This is a genomic window from Jatrophihabitans sp., from assembly GCA_036399055.1.
Classification (GTDB): Bacteria; Actinomycetota; Actinomycetes; order Mycobacteriales; family Jatrophihabitantaceae; genus Jatrophihabitans_A.
The window spans coordinates 62,807-81,812 of sequence record DASWNX010000026.1 but is presented as its reverse complement, the minus strand read 5'-3'; the positions used below and the strand labels follow the sequence as shown (position 1 = coordinate 81,812).

The following is a 19,006-nucleotide window of genomic DNA, read 5'->3' as shown; positions in this document are numbered from 1 at the left end:
ACCGGACCTGATGCGACCCCGACGGGACTCGAACCCGCGACCTCCGCCGTGACAGGGCGGCGCGCTAACCAACTGCGCTACGGGGCCTAGCAAAAGCGGCTAGACCTGCGTGCTCACCGAGGCAACACCCCGACCAGCCTGCGAAACCATACTACGTGCTGAACCGATCATGCCTGGCGAGTACCCCCAACGGGATTCGAACCCGTGCTACCGCCGTGAAAGGGCGGCGTCCTAGGCCACTAGACGATAGGGGCTTGCTCAAGCAGCCCTACCAGCTTAGCTGTCGACGATGCTCCGCTCCGCACAGGGGCTGACCGGCGGCGCCGGTCACGAGCGCCGTCAGCGCGGCGCCAAGCCGGTGAGCACCAGCTGCACCACCGTCTCGGGCAGGTCGACCCGATCGGCGCGACCCGGCCGGTACCACTCGGTCAGCGAGTTGATCATTCCGAAGATCAGGCGGGTGGCGATCGCGGCGTCGAGATTCGGATCGACGTCACCCTGCCGCTGGGCCTGCAGCACCAGGTGCGCCACCAGCTGGTCGAACTCCCGCCGCCGGGCCAGCGCCGCCAGCTCAGTGGGGCTGTTGCCGCGCACCCGAAGCAGCAGCGTGACGTAGGGCAGCTCATCGAGCAGCACCCCGACGGTGCCTCGGATGACGTGGGTCAGCCGGTCCACCGCCGGCCCGGCCGTGGCCCCGGGCTGGGACAGCACCGCGAACAACCCGTCCAGCGCCCGGTCCAGAGCCAGCGCCAGCAGTTGCTGCTTTCCCTGCACATGGTGGTAGATCGAGGACTTGCTCAGGCCGGCGGCGGCGGCCAGGTCCTCCATCGAGGTGCCCTCATAGCCCCGACTGGTGAACACCGTGACGGCCACGTCCAGCAGCGTCTCGGTCGTGTAGGCGGGTCGGTTGCCGCGCATCCGCTGAGGCTTGACCGGCTGGCTGGGTAGCGACATCGGCCCGGTCAGCGTGCCTTAGTGTCAGAAGGCAACAACTCATAACGCGGATTGGCCAACGCCAGGTGACCCTTGTACTCCCCGACGGTGCCGGTCACCCGGACCATCGATCCCGGCTCGATGCCCGGGATCCGGGTGCGGCCGAAGAACAGCAGCCGCATTCCGCCGGTGGAGTCGAAGACCTGGGCCTCCAGTGACTTGCCCGCGGTGGTGCCGACCTGCACGATCTTGATCCTGCCCTCGATGGTGACTCGCTGCTTCCACCTCACCCCCGCGATCGGCAGCACGCCGTGCTCGTCCGGCTCGGCGGGCACCTCGTCGGGCTCGGACCCCGGCTCGGACTCGGCGGTCACCGGCTCCAGCCTGTCTGCCGAACCCGGTTGGGTGCTCTGGGCCAACCGCTGCTTGACCTGGGCGCGTTGGCGTTCGAGCTCCTGCTCCTGCGCCTCATTCAGGACGGTGTCGAACGGCACGATGGTCGCCGAGACGTGCGGGAGCTTGGCCATCGCGCCGGCGATCCGGTCAGCGGTGCGGTCGTGCAGGATCCGCTGGGAGACCCGCTTGAACGTCCGGCGCGGCAGCAGCACGGTGACCTCGGCGCGCTCGCCGATCACCGCCGTCAGCGCGGTCTCGGCCACCGCTCGGATCAGCCGGCGGTCCGGGCACTCGACCACCTCCAGCGGAACCCGGTCACCCAGGCCACGCTCGATCCAGGACCGCTCCAGCTCGGCGGTCCGATCGGAGTCCAGAGAGATGTGCACCGCGCGCAGATCGGTCGGGCGCAGGCTGCCGGCGTAGCGCAGCGCGCGGACCACGGCCAGGTCCAGTCGGTCCACCATCACCAGGATGACGTGGCGGGGGTAGTTCGGCAGCGCCGCGCCCTTGCCCAGCGCGTTCGTCACCAGGGTCAGCGCGCGGGCCTCCTCACGGTACTGCTGGTTCAGCCGCATCAAGGTGAACCACATGATGGGCCCCAGCACCAGCACCAGCCAGGCGCCCTCGTTGAACTTCACCACCGCTGTGATGATCACGACGGCCAGTGACAGCACGCCGCCCGCGGCGTTGATCCACCACTTGCGCTGCCAACCGGGGTTTTTGTGAAGGGTGTGGTACTTGGCCATGCCGAATCCCGCCAGCGTGAAGCCGGTGAACACGCCCAGGGCGTAGAACGGGATCAGTTTGTCGACGTTGGCGCGGCCGACCAGCAGCAGCAGCATCGACATCAGGGTGAGCACGAAGATGCCGTTGCTGAAGGCCAGCCGGTGCCCCCGCCGGGTCAGCTGGCGCGGCAGGAACGAGTCCTCGGCCACGAAGCTCGCCAAGAACGGAAAGCCGGTGAAAGGCGTGTTCGCCCCGGTGAACAGGATCAGGGCGGTCGCGATCTGCACGATGATGAAGGCGGCGTGACCGATCACGCTGTCGCCCAAGGCTGCTCTGGCCACCTGCGAGATGACTGTCGGGGAGCCCTCCGCGAACGGGGCGGCATGCGTCTGCATCGACAGCCAGCCGACCCCCACCACCAGGAACGCCAGCATCGCCGACATGATCCCGAGTGTTCGCCTGGCGTTCGGGCCGGGCGGGTTCTTGAACGCGCTGACGCCGTCGGAGATCGCCTCGAGCCCGGTCAGCGACGAGCCGCCGTTGGCGAAGGCCTTGAGAAGGTAGAAGAGCCCGAGGCTGGACATGATCTCAAAGCCCTTGTCCTGCACCGGCAGCTGCCCGATCCGGTTGATCTCGTAGTGCGGCAGCTCACCGAAGATCTCGCGGACCAGCCCGACCATGATCACCGTGGAAACGGCGCCGAAGAAGAAGTACGTGGGAATCGCGAAGGTCTTGCCGGCCTCGCGCAGCCCCCGCAGGTTGGCGAAGGCGAGCAGGCCCACCACGACCAGGGTCAGCTCCAGCTTGTAGGGCAGCAGCGAGTGCACCGCGGAGGTGATGGCGGCCACTCCGGCGGCGGCCTGCACCGCGACCGTGACGATGTAGTCGATCAGCAAAGCGACCGCGGCCATCTGGGCGGTCTTGTACCCGAAGTTCTCCCGGCAGACGACGTAACTGCCGCCGGCCCGGGTGTAGACCATGACGACTTCGCGGTAGGACATCGTCATCAGGGTCAGGATGACCAGGATGACCGCCGTCATCGGCGCCAGGATGTGAAAGCCCGCCAGCCCGAACACGCCGAGCAGGATGATCAGCATCTCTTCGGTGCCGTAGGCCGAGGAAGAGATGCAGTCCGAGGACAGCACGCCCAGCGCCGTCTTCTTCGACAGCTTCTCCTCGTGCAGCTGGGTCGAGACCAGGGGCGGGCCGAGTAGCACCCGCTTGACCCGATAGCCCAACCGCTCGGGGACCGAGACGCTGGCGGCCAGGGCCGGCGCCGCCGCCTGCTCGGTTCGAGTGGGTTCGAGGCGGGTCATGCGCAGAAGGCTACGACCTCTGCTGACGGGCACTGCCGGGAGGCACGAAGTCGAGCCCGATCACCCCTGCGCCGGCCGGATCAACCCCACCGGACGGCCGCCGCCCAGCACCGGCTCGGCGCTGAGCGCGTCCAGGGCCGCCCCGCTGACGCCCAGCTGCCGCAAGCCGATGACCACGGCGAGCTCCGCTGCCCGCGCCGCGCCGTCGTCGATCTTGAGCGCCACCGCGCCGCCGTCGGGCAGCGCCGCGGCGAACACCCCTTCGGCGCCGTCCTTGGCGATCAGGCCGGGGACTGCCTGCATCAACCGGGTCACCGCTCGTCCGGCGCCGGCCAGCAGGTCAGGATGGGCTCGCAGCGCCTCGGCCAGCCGGCGTAGTTCGGCCGGACCGGTGGCGATCTGGCTGAACGCTCTGGCCACCCCGCGCAGGCTGGTGGCGAACAGCGGCGCGCCGCAACCGTCCACGCCAGTGGCCGCGATCGGCTCGCCGGTCAGCTCGGCGACGACGCCGGCCAGCAGCTGCTGCAACGGGTGCGCCGGGGACAGATAGCCTGACACCGGCCAGCCGTTGCGCAGGCAGGCCAGCAGCATTCCGGCGTGCTTGCCCGAGCAGTTCATCGCCAGCCTGGACTCGGAGAGCCCGGCTGCCAGGTGAGCCCGCCGCTCGGCGACACCCAGCGGCAGGTCGGGCGGGCAGTCCAGGTCGTCCTCGGTCAGCCCGGCCGCTTGCAGCTCGTCGGCGATCAGCTGCTGGTGCTGAGCCGATCCCGAGTGCGAGGAAGCCGCCAGAGCCAGCTCGGCCGGGCCGAAGTCGACCCCTGCGCGCAGCAATCCGACGGCTTGCAACGGCTTGAGCGAGGACCGGCCGAAGATCGGCTGTGCCGGGTCGCCGGCGGCGAACTTGACGCTGCCGTCAGGCGCCAGCACGACAAGGTGTCCGGTGTGCACGGACTCCACCACGCCACTGCGCTCTAGTTCGATCAGGGGCACGCCGGTGCGGAGTCGGATCACGCCATGATTGTGTCCGATCTGCCCGCCCTCAGCGCACCGGGCGCATGCCCAGCAGTCTCAGCTCTCCCAGGCCAGAGCCGTCCTTCTCGATGACCGCGGTGATCCAGCCGCCGTCACGACCGTGCTGGCGCAGCGTGTCGGCGTCGGCGGGCAGGTCGACGGGGGCGAACTCCCGATGCTCCCAGTCCATCCTGGCTCGATGCCCTGCTTGGGCCAGCGGCAACACCGAGCCGCCCTCGAGCAGGGTGTCCCGGGTGGTGACCAGCGAGGCGATGGCGTCATCGAGCGCGCTGATCAGGGCCGGGTTGCCATCGCACCAGGTGGCCACCAGATCCGGTCGGGTACGGGCGACCCGGCTACCCGAGGTGTAGGAACCGGCGGCCAGAGACAGCCCCAGCTCACCGCCGCGCAGGCCGCTCAGCGCCAGCGCCTCGGCCAGCATGTGCGGCAGGCCGATCACCCGGGCGACCGCGGCATCCTGCTCGGCGGCCGTAGTCGGCACCGGCTTGGCCCCGAGGTCACACAGCAGCACCGCCAAGGACAGCCATGCCTGCAGGTCGGTGTCCGGCTCCAGGGTCAGCGCCCAGGGCGCGTCGCGGAACAGCAACGGGTCACCTGCCAGGAACCCGGACTGCTCGGTGCCGGCCAGTGGGTGCCCGCCGACGAACCGCACGCCCGGCAGCAACCTGCGCGCCGCCTGCAGCACCGGCACCTTGAGGGTGCCGACGTCGGTCACCACGGCGCCCGCGGCGACCTTGCCGCTGATCGCGCTCAGCGCGCGATCCAGACGCGACAGGGGCATCGCCAGCACGATCAGGTCGGCCCCGGCCACGGCCTCGGCCGCGCTGGCGGCCACGGTGTAACCGGTTCCTCGAGCCGCAGCCGCCTCCACCGGGTCCGGGTCATATCCCGAGACCTGGTAACCGCCGCGGGCCAGCGCTTGCACGATGGAACCGCCGATCAGGCCGAGGCCCAGAACGGCGATGCGGTCAAACGAATCTGGCACCAGTCGAACGTATAGCCACCAGCGCGTGCGACTTACAGTCGGTAGCTCAGCGTGACCGTTCCGATGCCGGGCCGACACCCGATAGGAACGAAGCCGCTGACGAGCGTGATCTGCGCGACGCCACGCAGACGTGGCTTGCTGCCGGCGGCTTTGTCGCGCAACCGATCCATGCCAGGATCTGGAGGTCAGATCCATTACTACATCGGCTCGACACCGTTTCCACACGTGCGGAGGGGCTGGTCATGGGACAAGGCAGTTACGCGGTAGCGGCATTCCGCGAGGGTGGGATGTGGCGCTGCGACGCACTGCCCTCGGCCGTCCTGGGCGACCTCAGCGTGCTGTTGTCGGCGCTACGCAGCCAACCGCCTGAGGGCGGACCGTTCGTGGTCGCCCACATCGACGACGAGTTCTTCCTGATCGCTCGTTCGCACGGGGCCCGGATCGACCTGCTGCTGTCGGACCTGACCGCCTCGGTCGAGTTCCCGCTGGCCGCTCAGGTGCTCGCCCGGCTGGGCGAGGACCCGCCGGAGGACGACGAACTCGACGAGGTGTGGCCGATCGGTGAGCTGGATCTGTTCAGCGACCTCGATCTGGGCGAGGAGGAGATGGAATCCATTCTCGATGACCTGGACGCCTATCCCGAGGACATGCTCGACTCCGTGATCAAGCGGATCGGGTTGGAGGATGAATTTCGCAGGGCTCGCTCTTCGGGCCGGGTGGCGCTGTGAGTTACTTCGCGCTGGCCTTGCTCGGCAAGGAACGGGACGAAGCCGGCTGGCTGCTGGAAGAGGTCGACCTCGACGGTTGCGAGTCGATCGATGACGTCTGCGACGTGCTGCGCGACTTCGACCACCCGGTCCGGCTGCTGGCCCTGGAGCAGGACGACGAGTACGCGGTGCTGGCCAGGCTGGACGCCACGGCTGACCAGGCCGCCGAGCCCATCCGGGTGTTCCTGTCCAACGGCCATGCCGCCGATGACTACCCGATCGCCCAGCTCTTCGTCGACGGGCTGCCTGAGATAGGCGGCGATCCGCTGGACGGGGACGAGGACGCCCCGACCGGCGTGCACGACGCCGCGCCGTTCGGTGATCCGCAGGTGCTGGCCGACCTGGGGATGCCCGCCGCCGAGCTGATCGAGCTGGCCGTGCACGAGGGGACGCTGCCGGCCGACCTGATCGAGACGGTGTGCGAGCGGCTGGGCTGCCTGAGCGAGTTCGAAGCCGTCCGCGGGTGAGCGGGGCGGAGTGAGCGGCGAGGTCACCAGCGACCATGACGCGATGGGAGCCGCGCTGCGCGAGGCCGGGCTGGCGCTGGCAGCGGGTGATGTGCCGGTAGGCGCGGTGGTGCTCTCACCGCAGGGGGCGGTGCTGGCGACCGGTCATAACCTGCGCCAGGCCAGTGCCGATCCCACCGCCCACGCCGAGGTGCTGGCGTTGCGACGAGCCGGCGAGGCGCTGGGTGACTGGCAGCTGACCGGATGCACCCTGGTGGTGACCCTGGAGCCGTGCACGATGTGCGCCGGCGCCCTGGTGCTGGCACGAGTCCGGCGGCTGGTGTTCGGCGCCTGGGACGACAAGGCCGGCGCGGTCGGCTCACTGTGGGACGTGGTGCGTGACCGGCGGCTCAACCACCGTCCTGAGGTGCTGGGCGGCATCCGGCAGGACGAGTGCGCCGCGCTGCTGACCCGTTTCTTCGCCGGCCGGCGGTGACTGTATTGTCATCGGCGGTGGCGTGTCCGAGCGGCCGAAGGAGCACGCCTCGAAAGCGTGTGAGGTGAAAGCCTCCGTGGGTTCAAATCCCACCGCCACCGCCAAGGGCCCTTCGCCTCCGCCCCCTCGCCGGCCGCCTCTTCACGCCTGAACAGGCACTGGCCCGCAACGGAGTGCCTGCCTAGCGGGGCGGTGGCGCGCTCCGAAGAGGGCCTTCCGCCGAACCGCGGCGTGAGACGTGATGACGGCAGCCAGGTTGGCTCACCCGGTGGCCAGCCTGCTTAGTTGGCGCGGCGCTGCGGAGTTGACCTGGCTCCGCGCGCCGCTCAGCGCACATTAGCGTGACCTCTTTGAAAAGTAAACCGACCATACGGTCTTTTCCTTGAGCCCTGGGCCCAAACAAAGACAAACCATAGAAGAGTGCTTGTCAAGTCTGCCGGATAGACTTCACAACTCCAAAGGTTGAAGGGGGAAAGCGCCTGTGGCGATGCAGCAGCGAGCGGTCCAGACTCGCGGTCGAGTCCTGGTCGCTGCTGCCGAGGTCTTCGCCCGGACCGGTTTTCTCGCCGCGAGCATGAACGACATCGTGGAAGCCGCCGGCGTCACCAAGGGCGCGGTGTACTTCCATTTCCCGAGCAAAGAGGCGCTCGCCGTGGCGATCGTCGAGGAGCAGTTCGCGCAGTGGCCGCCGATAGTGGCCTCGATCATCGAGCACTCACCCGATGCGCTGACCAGCATCGTCGCGCTGACCTATGAGGTGGGCAGTCGGTTTCGCGACGACGTCCTCACCACCGCCGGCATTCGCCTCTCCTTCGAGCGCGAACTGGTGAACGCGGCGATGCCGACACCCTTCGTCGGCTGGATCGGCATCTTGCAAGAGCTGTTTATCCGTGCCCGGCGCGAGGGGCATCTGCGCCCTGGACTGCAGGCCGCGCCCACCGCGCGGGCACTGGTGGGCGGCTTCTTCGGCATCCAACACGTGTCAGAGATCCTCACCAACCGGGTGGACCTGGAGGTTCGGCTGGATGAGTTCTGGAAGGTGTTCCTGGTTGGACTGGCCGTCGACCCGGACTGGTCGAGCACTCAGCGTGCGGTGCGCCGCGTCCGCGCCGCGATCCCCCGGCTGCCCGCTCAGCTGGACTCCGACTCCGACTCCGACTCCGACATCAACTCCGACTCCGACATCGACTCTGACCCGAAGCTGGGCTGAGCTGTCAGGGGGCCACTCGCAAGGTGCCCGACGCGGTCTCGTGGCCGCGCTGACCCACCGTGAACCCGGTGGTGTCGCTGGAGACCGGACTCAGCAGGATGTCGGTGTCCACCCCCAGTTCGGTGAACATGGGGCAGTCCAGAGTGCAGCCGACGAGCCGGGCGCCGTCGGCTCGCTGCTCGACGGCAGCCTGCCAGGCTGCGTCGATCAGCAGCATGCCGGGCGCGTGATCCAGCGGATGGTCGAAGTACACCGGATGATCCAGTGGCACCACCAGCCGCCGCCGGGCACTGGGCGCGGGCTCAGCGGTGATCAACACGTCGGCCGCGGCACGGATCGGTGAGGGCCGTCGTGGTGGGAGGACGCTGTTCCAGCGCAGCTGATCCCAATCCGGGGGAGGGCCGCCGCGGGCTCGCAGAGCGGTGTAACTCTGGGGTGATACCCAGCGAATCGTCCCTGATCCGCTGGCGAATCGCAGTTCGTCGGCGGCGAAGGACAGCGTTATGGTCATGCCGCGCAACCGGCCCGCTCGCATGATCACATCCCGGCAACTCACTGTGATGGCAAGGTTGGTGGCCCGCCGCAGGGCCCGCGGTTCGGTCCGCTGATCGAGGACGAAGCTGATGTCTCGCATCAGTGACTGCTGGTCGAATCCGACGCCGAACGCGAAGTGCGACACCGCCAGCCCACTCTGCCGGATGGACTCCAGGATCAGCATCGGATCATGACGGCCATCGTGATCGGGCCGGTACACCCGATGCGATCTGGGCCATTGGGCCGCTACCAGGAACTCGGTGTCGGCCAGCCTTATCAGGTCGGTGAGCAGCACTTCGGCGATCGAATCCCGGTGCACCAGAGTGCGGTCGATGGTGTGATCCCAGCGCAGGGCTTGGTCGGCCCGCACCACCTCATCCAGCGTATGCAAGACGTGCCTCCCCCGTAAGAAGCATGCGAACGGACCGTATCCGCTGATGATGAGTGCCCGAAAGAATTGATGCCGTTTGAACATCAAGCCGTGATCTGCCACTGCCGCGGGCAGAGCTCGTCTTGTGGAGGTCCTGATGCCGGTGCGAACGCCTGCGGTGGGTAGGCGCGCCGACGGTGCGGGAGGCAAACGGCTGCTGCCGGCTCTTGGGAGGAGGTACCTTCCAGCGACAGCTCGGCGGCGCCGGATGGAACCGCCGGACAGCGAGGAGTCGCCATGGCCGCCAGCCTGAAAGATGTGGCGCGGCTGGCCGGCGTGTCCATCAAGACGGTCTCCAACGTGGTCAACGACTACCCCTTCGTCAGCGCCGAGACCCGGTCGCGGGTGCGTGCCGCGCTCGAGACTCTGGACTACCGGCCCAACACCTCAGCTCGGCGGCCTGCGCACCGGCCGGACGGACTTGATCGCGTTGGCGATCCCGGCTTTGGACGAGCCGTACTTCGCCGAGATCGCCGGCCTGATCGTCGAAGCCGCCGACCGGCGTGGCTGGACGGTGCTGATCGACCAGACCGGCGGCGACCGGTCTGGCCAGAAGCCGGTCACCAGCGGGTCGCATTCCCACCGCATCGACGGATCGATCACCAGCCCGCTGGCGCTGACCGGTGAGGGCATCGCCGACCTCGCTCAGCAGCGGCCGGTGGTGCTGCTCAGCGAGGACTCTGCGCACGTCAGCGCCGATCGCGTCGCAGTGGACAGCGTGCGCGCGGCGCATGAGGCCACCCTGCACCTGATCGAGCTCGGCCGGCAGCGGATCGCCTTCATCGGAGCGCAGGCCCCGGGCGGCGCCGGGACGGTGCGGCTGTCGGGCTATCGGTCCGCGCTCATCGAGGCCGGCCGGCGACCCGATCAGGCCCTGATCGTGCGGGCCAGCCCGTTACGCCGGGCGGAGGGCGCCGCCGCGATGGCCCGTCTGCTCACCGTCAAGGAGCCGCCGGACGCGGTCTTCTGCGCCAACGACCTGCTCGCGCTGGGCACCATCCGCACGCTGCTGTCCAGTGGGTTGCGCGTGCCAGAGGACGTCGCGGTGGCCGGTTTCGACGACATCGAGGACGCCCGGTTCACCAGTCCCAGCTTGACCACCGTGTCCCCGGACAAACGCGAGATAGCCGAGGTGTCGGTGGACCTGCTGTGTCGCCGGATCCGCGAGGGAGCCGACGGCCCGCCGGTGAATGTCGTGGCAGGCCACCGGCTCCAGGTGCGGGAGTCGACCGTCGGCGTGGCGGTCACCAGCGGTCCACCCGGTGAGGCGGGCCCGGCTCAGAGCCGTTGACGCCTGCTCAGGTAGGTCTGGCCGACCACCACCACGACGAGAAAGGCGCCATTGACCACGGCCTGATAAGAGGAGTTCAGCGACCCGATCTGGTTGATGATGTTCTGGATGACGCCCAGCAGAGCCACTCCGGCCAGTGTCCCGCCGATGCTGCCGGCGCCACCGGTGAGCAGGGTGCCACCGATGACCACCGCCGAGATGGCGCTGAGTTCCAGCCCGACGCCGACGATGGTGACGCCCGAGGATGCCTGCGCGGCCGACATCATGCCGCCGAACCCGGCCAGCAATCCCGACATCAGGTAGACCCCGACCTTGACCCGGGCCACCGGCAGGCCCATCAGCCGGGAGGCGTCTTCGCTGCCGCCGATCGCGAACACCGTCTGGCCGAACCGGGTGCGTTGCAGCACGACCGTGCCCAGGACGAACAGCGCCAAGGCGATGTAGACCGGGTAGCCGATGCCCCACAGGGTGCCCTGGCCCATCCGGGCGAACACCGACTGGCGCTCGATGGTGTACGTGGTCGCGCCCTCGTTGGTCAGCGACAGCAGCAGGCCACGGGCGAAGAGCAGCGTGGTCAGGGTGACGATGAAGGGCGGCAGGCCACCCCGGCTGATGAGCAGGCCATTGCCCAGGCCGATCGCCCCGCACACCACCAGTGGCAGCGCGAAGGCCGGCAGCGAACCGTGCTGGGAGCCCCACGCGGCCAGCACGCCACCGAGGGCATAGACCGAGCCGACCGACAGGTCGATGCCACCGGTGATGATCACGAACGTCATGCCGAGGGCGACCACCGACAGGAAGGAGCTCTGCAGCGCGATGTTGCGGACGTTGGCGCCGGTGGCGAACGAGTCGAACACCGCCGAGGCGATCAGCACCGTGAGCACCAGGATCACCAGCGAACCGCGCCGTTGGGCCAGCGCGGCCAACTGCTCGTAGCGGCTCTCGCCAACCCCCTCGGCCGCGGCGGTGAGACCTCCGGAGGAGGCGGTGGCGCCGCCTTGCTGCAGGGATGCCTCGCTCATGTCCGGACACGTCCTCGCTGGGCGTACACCGCGATCAGGATGATCGCGGCCTGCGTCATCTGGGCCACTGAATCGTGCAGGTTGTGCGCGATCAGCGTCGAACGGATCAGCTGCATCAAGATCGCGCCGGCCACCACGCCCAGGACTCGCACCCGTCCGCCGGTGAGCGGCGTGCCCCCGACCACCACGGCGGTGATCGCGCTGAGCTCCAGGTTCAGGCCCAGGGTGTTGGGCGTGCTGGCGGTGAGCCGGGCGGTGGCGATGACGCCGGCGACGGCGGCGAGCACGCCGGACAGGACGTAGACGGTGATCAGGATCCGCTTCACCGGCAGGCCGCCCAGCTCACTGGCGATCCGGTTGCCGCCCACGGCCACCAGTTGCCGTCCGAAGGTGGTCTTGCGCACCACGAACGAGACGACGATGGTCAGCACCGCGGCGATGGCGACGATGATCGGCACCCCGCCGACCTCATTGGCCCCGATGTCGAGCAGCGTCTGGTTGCGAATGTCCTTCTGGGCCCCGCCGATCACGGTCGCCAGCCCGCGCCCGCCGACCAGCAAGGCCAGCGTGGCCACGATCGGCTGCACGCCGACGTAGGCGATCAGCCATCCGTTCAGCGCGCCCACCAGCAACCCGGCGAGCAGGGCCATGACGATGCTCAGCAGGGCGCCGTAGCCCAGATAGAGCGGCAGCAGAGCGGCGGCCAGCGCCATCACCGATCCGACCGAGAGGTCGATGCCCTCGGTGCCGATCACCAGGGCCATGCCCAGCCCGATGATCAGCACCGGCACCACCTGCACCAGCTGGGTACGCAGGTTCGACAGGGTCACGAAATGATCGGTGATCAGCAGGTTCGCCAACAGGATCGCAGCCAGCGCCACGTAGACGCCGTAGTCCTGCATCCAGCCGGCCCGCAGCCTCGGCCGGGAGCGCGCCACCAGGGTGTCAGCCATGCTCGGCCGCCTTCGTCGTCGCGGCGGGCTCTTGCGACACCTGATCCGCCAGCTGGTCCAGCGGGGTGGCCAGCATGTCCAGCAGCCGGTCTTCGGTCACGTCGGCGTCCTCCAACAGCCCGAGCACGGCGCCTTCCTTCAACACGACGATCCGGTCTGAGCCCTCGATCAGCTCCTCGAGCTCGCTGGAGATGAGAACCACCGCCAGCCCCTGGGCGGCGAGGTCCTCGATCAGGGATTGCACCTCGGCCTTGGCGCCGACGTCGATGCCGCGGGTCGGCTCGTCCAGCAGCAGCACCTTGGGGCTGGTGCACAGCCAGCGTGCCAGCAGCACCTTCTGCTGGTTGCCGCCGCTGAGCTCGGAGACCTTCTGCTCCGGCGAGGACGCCTTGATCCGCAACCGGGTCATGAAGGTCTCGACGAGCTTGTCCTGCTTGGCGCGTGAGACGAGGCCGTAGCGCGACAGCTGTGGCAGCGCGGCCAGCGCGATGTTCTCCCGCACCGAGAGGTTGGCGATGATGCCCTCGACCTTGCGGTCCTCCGACAGCAGCACGATGCCGGCTCGCAGCGCGGTCGCCGTGGTGTGCCGGCGCAGCGGCTTGCCATTGACAGAGACGGTGCCGGCGTCCAAGTCGAAAGCGCCGGCGATGGCCTTGGCGGTCTCGCTACGGCCGGCGCCCAGGAGGCCGCCCAAGCCCACCACCTCACCCGGCCGGACGTCGAAGGAGACGTCGCGCAGGGCGTGCTTGCTGTTGAGGCCGGCTACTGACAGCACCGGCGGCGCGTCGCTGGCATGGGACTCGCCGAACGTGGTGCGCCCGCCGCGGCGGACCTCGGCCATGTCACGGCCGAGCATCAGTGAGATCAGCCGGAGGCGCTCCAGCTCGGCGAGCCGGCCGGTGTGCACCACCTTGCCGTCGCGCATCACCGTCACCTGCTGGCAGATCCGGTAGAGCTCGTCCATCTTGTGGCTGACGTAGACGATGGCGACACCACGCTGGTGCAGCAGCCGGATGACGCCGAACAGCGTTTCGACCTCGCGGGGTTCCAGCGAGCTGGTGGGCTCGTCCATGATGACCACTCGCGCCTCGATGGACACCGCGCGTGCCAGCGCCACCATCTGCTGCATGCCCAGGCCGAGCGAGCGCAGCGCCCGCCGGACGTCGACGATGATGCCGTACTCGGCCAGCAGCGCCCGGGCATCGGCATTCATCCGGCGGAAGTCGATCAGGCCGAACCGGTTGCGCGGTTCGCGGCCGAGGTAGATGTTGCGCGCCACGCTCTGCAGCGGGATCAGGTTGACCTCTTGATAGATGGTGCTGATCCCGGCGGCCTGCGCCGCGGCCGGGTTGGGAAAGGACACCGGCTCGCCGTTGAGCCGCAGCTCGCCGGAGTCGGGCTGGTACACGCCGGTGATGACCTTGATCAGGGTCGACTTGCCAGCCCCGTTCTCACCCACCAGCGCGTGGATGTCACCCGGGAATAGCTCGAAGGACACCCTGTCCAGGGCGAGCACGCCGGGAAACCGCATCGAAACGTCGGTGACTGCCACGACGGGTCCGGCCCGGTCGCTGGCGCCGGTGGTGTCGGCTGGGACGGGATCCACCGACGCTCCCTTCAAGGGCTGGTTCGGTCTGGGCAGGCCAGAACGCTCGATCCCGGCTCGCGAGGCGCCACGAGCCGGGATCGGCGAAGCCTAGAAGGCGTTGCCGAGGTTGTCCTTGGCGTTGTCCTTGTCGTACTCGTTGTCGGAGATGATGACGTCCGCCGGAATCGCGACGCCGTTGAGGAAGTCCTGCGCGGTCTTGAAGGCCAGCGGGCCGAACCGCGGGTTCGACTCGATCACGGCGTTGTACTTGCCGTCCACGATCGCCTGCACGGCGCTTCGGATGCCGTCGATCGAGACCACCTTGATATCGACGCCGGGCTTCTTGCCGGCGGCCGAGATGGCGACGACGGCGCCCAGGCCCATCTCATCGTTCTCGGCGTAGACCGCGGTGATCTCGGGGTGTGCCTGCAGCAGCGTCTCCATCACGGACTGGCCCTTGTCGCGGGCGAAGTCACCGGTCTGCTGCGCGACCACCTTCATGTCCGGGGCCACCTTCTTGATCTGGGTGAGGAAGCCCGAGGTGCGGTCGGTGGTCACGTTGTTGCCCGAGGAGCCCAGCAGGATCGCGATGTTGCCCTTGCCGCCGGTGCTCTTGGCCAGCGCGTCAGCTGCTCGCTTGCCCTGCTCGACGAAGTTCGACCCGATAAAGGCGACATAATCCGAACACGCGGTGGCGTTGACCTTGCGGTCGATGGTCAGCACCGGAACGCGCTTGGCCTTGGCCGCCGCTAGCGCCGGTTCGAGGCCGTCGGAGTTCAGCGGGGCCACGATCAGGAACTGCGCACCCTGGTTGAGCATGTCCTGGATGTCGGCGATCTGCTTGGACAGCTGCGCGTTGGCGTTGGTGTGCAGCAACTTCTTCACACCCAGCTTGGCCGCCTCGTCCTGGATCGACTTGGTCTCGGCGACCCGGAATGCGGCGGTCTCGGGCTCGGACTGGGAGAAGCCGACAATCGCGTTCTTGAGGTCGATCTTGGTGGCGCCGTACTTGGACAGCGTGCAGCCGTCGCCGGTGGCGGGCGCCGAGCTGGCGACAGTCGCGGCCGGCCCGCCCCCGGAGGCTGCGTTGTCAGCTCCGGAGGCGCTGTCGTCGGACTTGGAGCAGCCCGCGGCCAGCAGGCTCACGGCCACGGCGGTTCCTGCCACGGCCATCCTGCGCCGCCTGTGGGTGGTGGAGACCATTCGCAACTCACTCCTCGGTATGGGTGCTCGCGCACCGGAAAGCGGACCGGTCGCGACCGCACGGAGTGGTCGGTGGCCGGTCGAGCGTCGTCGCCGGCCGTTCCCACGACCTGCATGGCGAAGTCTATTCAACTGTGAGCAATCCCCGTCGAGGTCCCCCAGGACTCGCGCCCAGGTCCGGCTGGGACTTGAGATCAGCCAGCCGGCCATCGGCTGGCGACTAGCGGCATGGGCTGCCAACCAGCTCCGGCGGGCAACGGGCGCCGGCTGCGGGCGTGACAGTCCAGCGTCGCGGTCACCAGCGGTCCACCCGGGTGATCCGAAGCACCGCCTCGCCGGCCTCGTCGCTGGCCTCGAGGTCGACCTCTGCGCTGATTCCCCAGTCGTGGTCGGAGTTCGGGTCCTGGAAGACCTGCCGGACCAGCCACCGTCGCGGCTCGACGCTGACCTGGAACAAGCTCGGGCCCCGGGCCTGCGGCCCGGCGTCTATCCGGTCGTACTCGCTGAAGTAACCAGCCAGGGCCTCCTGCCAAGCCTCGGCATCCCAGCCCGCGCCGGCGTCGAGCTCGCCGAGTTCGGCGTAACGCCGGCCGGCGGCCAATTCGACCCGTCGGAACATGGCGTTGCGCACCAGCACCGTGAAAGCGCGGGTGTTGGCAGTCAGCGGCCGGGTCGGTGGCGCCAGCATGCCCACCGTCGCAGACTCCGGCGCCGGAGCGGTCAGCTGCTCCCATTCGTCCAGCAGGCTGGAATCGACCTGATGCACCAGTTCGCCGAGCCAGGCGGTCAGGTCCTCGACGGCCTCGGTCCGGGCGGCGTGCGGCACACCGGCTCGCAGTGCTCGGTAGGCGTCGCTGAGATAACGCAACAGCAGGCCCTCAGAGCGGGTCAGGCCGTAGAAGGAGACGTACTCGGTGAAGTTCATGGCGCGTTCCCACAGATCACGCACCACCGACTTGGGGGAGAGCTGGTGCTCGATCAGCCATGGATGACCCTTGCGGTACATGCTGAAAGCGGCCTCCAGCAACTCAGCCAGCGGCTGCGGGTGGGTCACCTCCTCCAGCAGCGCCATCCGCTCCTCGTATTCGACACCCTCGGCCTTGAGCTGAGCGACCGCCTCACCGCGTGCCTTGGACTGCTGGGCGTACAGAACCTGGCGCGGGTCCTCCAAGGTGGCCTCGATCACTGACAGCACGTCGAGGGCGAAGGTGTCGGATTCGACGTCGAGCAACTCGATCGCGGCCAGCGCGAAGGTCGACAACGGTTGGTTCAATGCGAAATTCGGCGGCAGGTCGACGGTGAGCCGGACTGTCCGGCCGGTGTCATCCGGCGCCTCCAGCCGCTGGATGACACCGGCGGTCAGCAACGACCGGTAGGCCTGGATCGCTGACCGGACGTGCCGGCGTTGGGCTGGGCGGGCCTCGTGGTTGTCGGTGAGCAGTGACCGCATGGCGGCAAAGGCGTCACCCGGCCGGGCGATGACGTTGAGCAACATCGAGTGGGTGACTCGGAAGTGCGAGCTCAACGACTCAGGCTCGGCGCCGATCAGCCGGTCATGCGTCGCCTTCGACCACGACACGAAGCCTTCAGGCGCCTTCTTGCGCTGAACCCGGCGGCGCTTCTTCTCGTCCTCGCCTGCCTTGGCCAGCAGCCGGGCGTTCTCGACCTCGTGCTCGGGCGCCTGCACCACCACCGTTCCGGCGGTGTCGTACCCGGCCCGACCGGCCCGTCCGGCGATCTGGTGGAACTCCCGAACCTGCAGTTGCCGGCTGCGGCGGCCGTCGTACTTGCTCAACGAGGTGAGCACCACGGTCCGGATCGGCACGTTGATGCCGACCCCCAGCGTGTCCGTCCCGCAGATGACCTTGAGCAGTCCGGCCTGGGCCAGCTGCTCGACCAGCCGCCGGTACTTGGGCAGCATGCCGGCGTGATGCACCCCGATGCCGTGGCGCACCAGCCGCGACAGCGTCTTGCCGAATCCGGAGCTGAACCGGAAGTCCCCGATCGCGGCGGCGATCAGATCCTTCTCGGCCCGGGAGCAGACGTTGACGCTGGTCAGGGCCTGAGCCTGCTCCAGCGCCGCGGCCTGCGTGAAGTGCACGACGTAGACCGGGGATTGGTGAGTGCTCAGCAGCTCAGCGATCGTCTCGTGCAGCGGGGTGGTGACGTAGTAGTGGAACAGCGGCACCGGGCGTTCGGCCGAACTCACCACAGCGGTCGGCCGTCCGGTGCGGCGGCTGAGGTCTTCGGAGAAGAAGTCGACCGAGCCCAGCGTCGCCGACATCAGCAGGAACTGCGCGTGGTTGAGCTCCAGCAGCGGGACCTGCCAGGCCCAGCCGCGGTCGGAGTCGCCGTAATAGTGGAACTCATCCATCACCACCAGGCCGATGTCGGCGGCGCTACCCGCGCGCAGGGCCAGGTTGGCCAGCACCTCAGCGGTGCAGCAGATGATCTCGGCCTGGCCGTTGACACTGGCGTCACCGGTCATCATTCCCACCCGGGAGGAGCCGAAGACCTCGCAGAGCGCGAAGAACCGCTCGCTCACCAGCGCCTTGATCGGCGCGGTGTAGAAACTGCGCTTGGCTGATTGCCGGCTCGCTCCGCCGTCACCGGCGGGAGCCGGGGCTCCCGAATCGCTGCGATGCTCACTCGCTGACAACGCGGCGAAGAGGGCGCCGGTGGCGACCAGTGACTTGCCCGATCCGGTCGGCGTGGACAGGATCACGTTGGACCCCGACATCAACTCGATCAGCGCCTCGGACTGGGCCGAGTACAGCTCCAGCCCCTGGCCGGCGGCCCAGCCGGTGAAGGCGTCATAGATCGTGTCGGGATCGGCGCCGGTCAAGGCGCCGGTGTCCAGCAACGCGGCCAGGGACCGCTCGGAGCGGGTCACGGCGCTCTGAGCAGGCGGGTGTCCAAGGGCTGCTCGGTGACGGCGCCGTCCGGCGATCGGCTGACGAAGTAGGCGCTCTTGCCCTCCCTCTCGGTCACCGCCTCGACGAAGCGATCACCCCGGTAGAGCACGCCGACGCCGTCTTCAGTGGCATAACCCGCGGCCAGCGTGCCGTCGCCGATCAGCGAGTGAAACGCCGGACGGCGCTGCGGCTCGGAGTCGTAGTGCACTCCGTTGGAGAACGGCACCAGAGCCAGCCCATCGGTGACCGGACGAAGATCCGGCCCGAACGAGTCGGTGGTGCCGCCGCTGTGCCAGCAGATCGACCCGGCCGACACCCCGGTCAGCACCACACCGGCCTGCCACGCCTCGCGCATCACCGGCTCGAGCCGGTGCAGCCGCCACATCGCCAGCAGGCCTGCCACACTGCCGCCGAGCACCCAGATCACGTCCTGGCCCAGCAACAGCTCGCGCGGGTCCTCGACGTTGGGCATCGGAAACAGCGCGAGGTGGCTGGGGACGAAGCCTGCCTGCCCGGCGGCGTCGTAGAAGCCCCTGATCTGCTCGGCGTTGTCACCCATCGCGGTGGCCAGGAAGCACACTCGGGGAGCGCGGCCGGTGACGCCGGCGAGCTCGACGGCGTAGTCGGTGAGCGGGCCGAACTCCCAGCGAAGCCGGCGTGAGGCGACCATGCCGCCCGAGGTGGCCAGGATGGTCGGTTCAGCGGCTGTCATAGCCGCAATCTATCGACCCGACCCCGGTTCCGCCTCAGAGGCATCATGGCA

At 68.7% G+C, this 19,006-nt stretch carries 16 protein-coding genes and 3 tRNA genes; 6 read left to right on the top strand and 13 right to left on the bottom strand.

Annotation, left to right across the window (positions count from 1 at the left end; genetic code table 11):
• Positions 1–13: 13 nt before the first annotated feature.
• From VGB75_10045 to VGB75_10020, 6 genes are all read right to left on the bottom strand, one after another.
• Positions 14–87, bottom strand: a tRNA-Asp gene (locus tag VGB75_10045).
• A gap of 94 nt (positions 88–181) precedes the next feature.
• Positions 182–254 (bottom strand) — tRNA-Glu (locus VGB75_10040).
• An 85-nt stretch (positions 255–339) separates the two neighbouring features.
• Positions 340–918 (bottom strand): TetR/AcrR family transcriptional regulator, encoded by a 579-nt coding sequence (locus tag VGB75_10035; GenBank protein HEY0167370.1) that lies wholly within the window; start codon positions 916–918, stop codon positions 340–342.
• Positions 919–962: 44 nt separating this feature from the next.
• Complete coding sequence (locus VGB75_10030; protein HEY0167369.1) at positions 963–3,371, bottom strand: amino acid permease; 2,409 nt, start codon at positions 3,369–3,371, stop codon at positions 963–965.
• A 60-nt stretch (positions 3,372–3,431) separates the two neighbouring features.
• Positions 3,432–4,382: an asparaginase gene (locus VGB75_10025; protein HEY0167368.1), complete on the bottom strand. Its 951-nt coding sequence runs from the start codon at positions 4,380–4,382 to the stop codon at positions 3,432–3,434.
• A 28-nt stretch (positions 4,383–4,410) separates the two neighbouring features.
• The gene (locus VGB75_10020) at positions 4,411–5,388 is read right to left on the bottom strand and encodes a prephenate dehydrogenase/arogenate dehydrogenase family protein (protein HEY0167367.1); all 978 of its coding nucleotides are present in this window, start codon (positions 5,386–5,388) and stop codon (positions 4,411–4,413) included.
• Positions 5,389–5,630: 242 nt separating this feature from the next.
• Between VGB75_10020 and VGB75_10015 the strand changes: the two genes are divergently transcribed.
• From VGB75_10015 to VGB75_09995, 5 genes are all read left to right on the top strand, one after another.
• Positions 5,631–6,116, top strand: coding sequence for a tRNA adenosine deaminase-associated protein (locus VGB75_10015; GenBank protein ID HEY0167366.1), 486 nt, complete (start codon positions 5,631–5,633; stop codon positions 6,114–6,116).
• Positions 6,113–6,622 (top strand): tRNA adenosine deaminase-associated protein, encoded by a 510-nt coding sequence (locus tag VGB75_10010; GenBank protein HEY0167365.1) that lies wholly within the window; start codon positions 6,113–6,115, stop codon positions 6,620–6,622. The genes VGB75_10015 and VGB75_10010 overlap by 4 nt, the downstream gene beginning before the upstream one ends.
• A 10-nt stretch (positions 6,623–6,632) precedes the next feature.
• Positions 6,633–7,097: a tRNA adenosine(34) deaminase TadA gene (gene tadA / locus VGB75_10005; GenBank protein ID HEY0167364.1), complete on the top strand. Its 465-nt coding sequence runs from the start codon at positions 6,633–6,635 to the stop codon at positions 7,095–7,097.
• Between the two features lie 16 nt (positions 7,098–7,113).
• Positions 7,114–7,201 (top strand) — tRNA-Ser (locus VGB75_10000).
• A 383-nt stretch (positions 7,202–7,584) separates the two neighbouring features.
• On the top strand, positions 7,585–8,307 hold the full coding sequence (locus VGB75_09995; protein HEY0167363.1) for a ScbR family autoregulator-binding transcription factor: 723 nt from the start codon (positions 7,585–7,587) through the stop codon (positions 8,305–8,307).
• A gap of 4 nt (positions 8,308–8,311) precedes the next feature.
• On the opposite strand, the gene VGB75_09990 is transcribed toward VGB75_09995, so the two are convergent.
• On the bottom strand, positions 8,312–9,232 hold the full coding sequence (locus tag VGB75_09990; GenBank protein HEY0167362.1) for a ScbA/BarX family gamma-butyrolactone biosynthesis protein: 921 nt from the start codon (positions 9,230–9,232) through the stop codon (positions 8,312–8,314).
• 460 nt (positions 9,233–9,692) lie between these two features.
• Here VGB75_09990 and VGB75_09985 point away from each other — a divergent pair, with 460 nt between their 5' ends.
• Positions 9,693–10,562, top strand: coding sequence for a substrate-binding domain-containing protein (locus VGB75_09985; GenBank protein ID HEY0167361.1), 870 nt, complete (start codon positions 9,693–9,695; stop codon positions 10,560–10,562).
• On the opposite strand, the gene VGB75_09980 is transcribed toward VGB75_09985, so the two are convergent.
• The 6 genes from VGB75_09980 to VGB75_09955 all read right to left on the bottom strand — a co-directional run bounded on the left by VGB75_09980 (position 10,550) and on the right by VGB75_09955 (position 18,955).
• Complete coding sequence (locus VGB75_09980) at positions 10,550–11,584, bottom strand: ABC transporter permease (protein HEY0167360.1); 1,035 nt, start codon at positions 11,582–11,584, stop codon at positions 10,550–10,552. The genes VGB75_09985 and VGB75_09980 overlap by 13 nt on opposite strands.
• Entirely contained in the window at positions 11,581–12,537 is a 957-nt protein-coding gene (locus VGB75_09975) for an ABC transporter permease (protein HEY0167359.1), read from the bottom strand. The genes VGB75_09980 and VGB75_09975 overlap by 4 nt, the downstream gene beginning before the upstream one ends.
• Positions 12,530–14,143 carry a sugar ABC transporter ATP-binding protein gene (locus VGB75_09970; GenBank protein HEY0167358.1) on the bottom strand — a complete coding sequence of 538 codons (1,614 nt, stop codon included), beginning with the start codon at positions 14,141–14,143 and terminating at the stop codon, positions 12,530–12,532. The genes VGB75_09975 and VGB75_09970 overlap by 8 nt, the downstream gene beginning before the upstream one ends.
• Positions 14,144–14,233: 90 nt before the next feature.
• Positions 14,234–15,298 (bottom strand): ABC transporter substrate-binding protein, encoded by a 1,065-nt coding sequence (locus VGB75_09965; GenBank protein ID HEY0167357.1) that lies wholly within the window; start codon positions 15,296–15,298, stop codon positions 14,234–14,236.
• A 325-nt stretch (positions 15,299–15,623) separates the two neighbouring features.
• Positions 15,624–18,221, bottom strand: coding sequence for a DUF3516 domain-containing protein (locus VGB75_09960; GenBank protein ID HEY0167356.1), 2,598 nt, complete (start codon positions 18,219–18,221; stop codon positions 15,624–15,626).
• Entirely contained in the window at positions 18,218–18,955 is a 738-nt protein-coding gene (locus VGB75_09955) for a peptidase E (GenBank protein HEY0167355.1), read from the bottom strand. Before VGB75_09955 ends, VGB75_09960 begins: the two co-directional genes overlap by 4 nt.
• Positions 18,956–19,006: the final 51 nt, after the last annotated feature.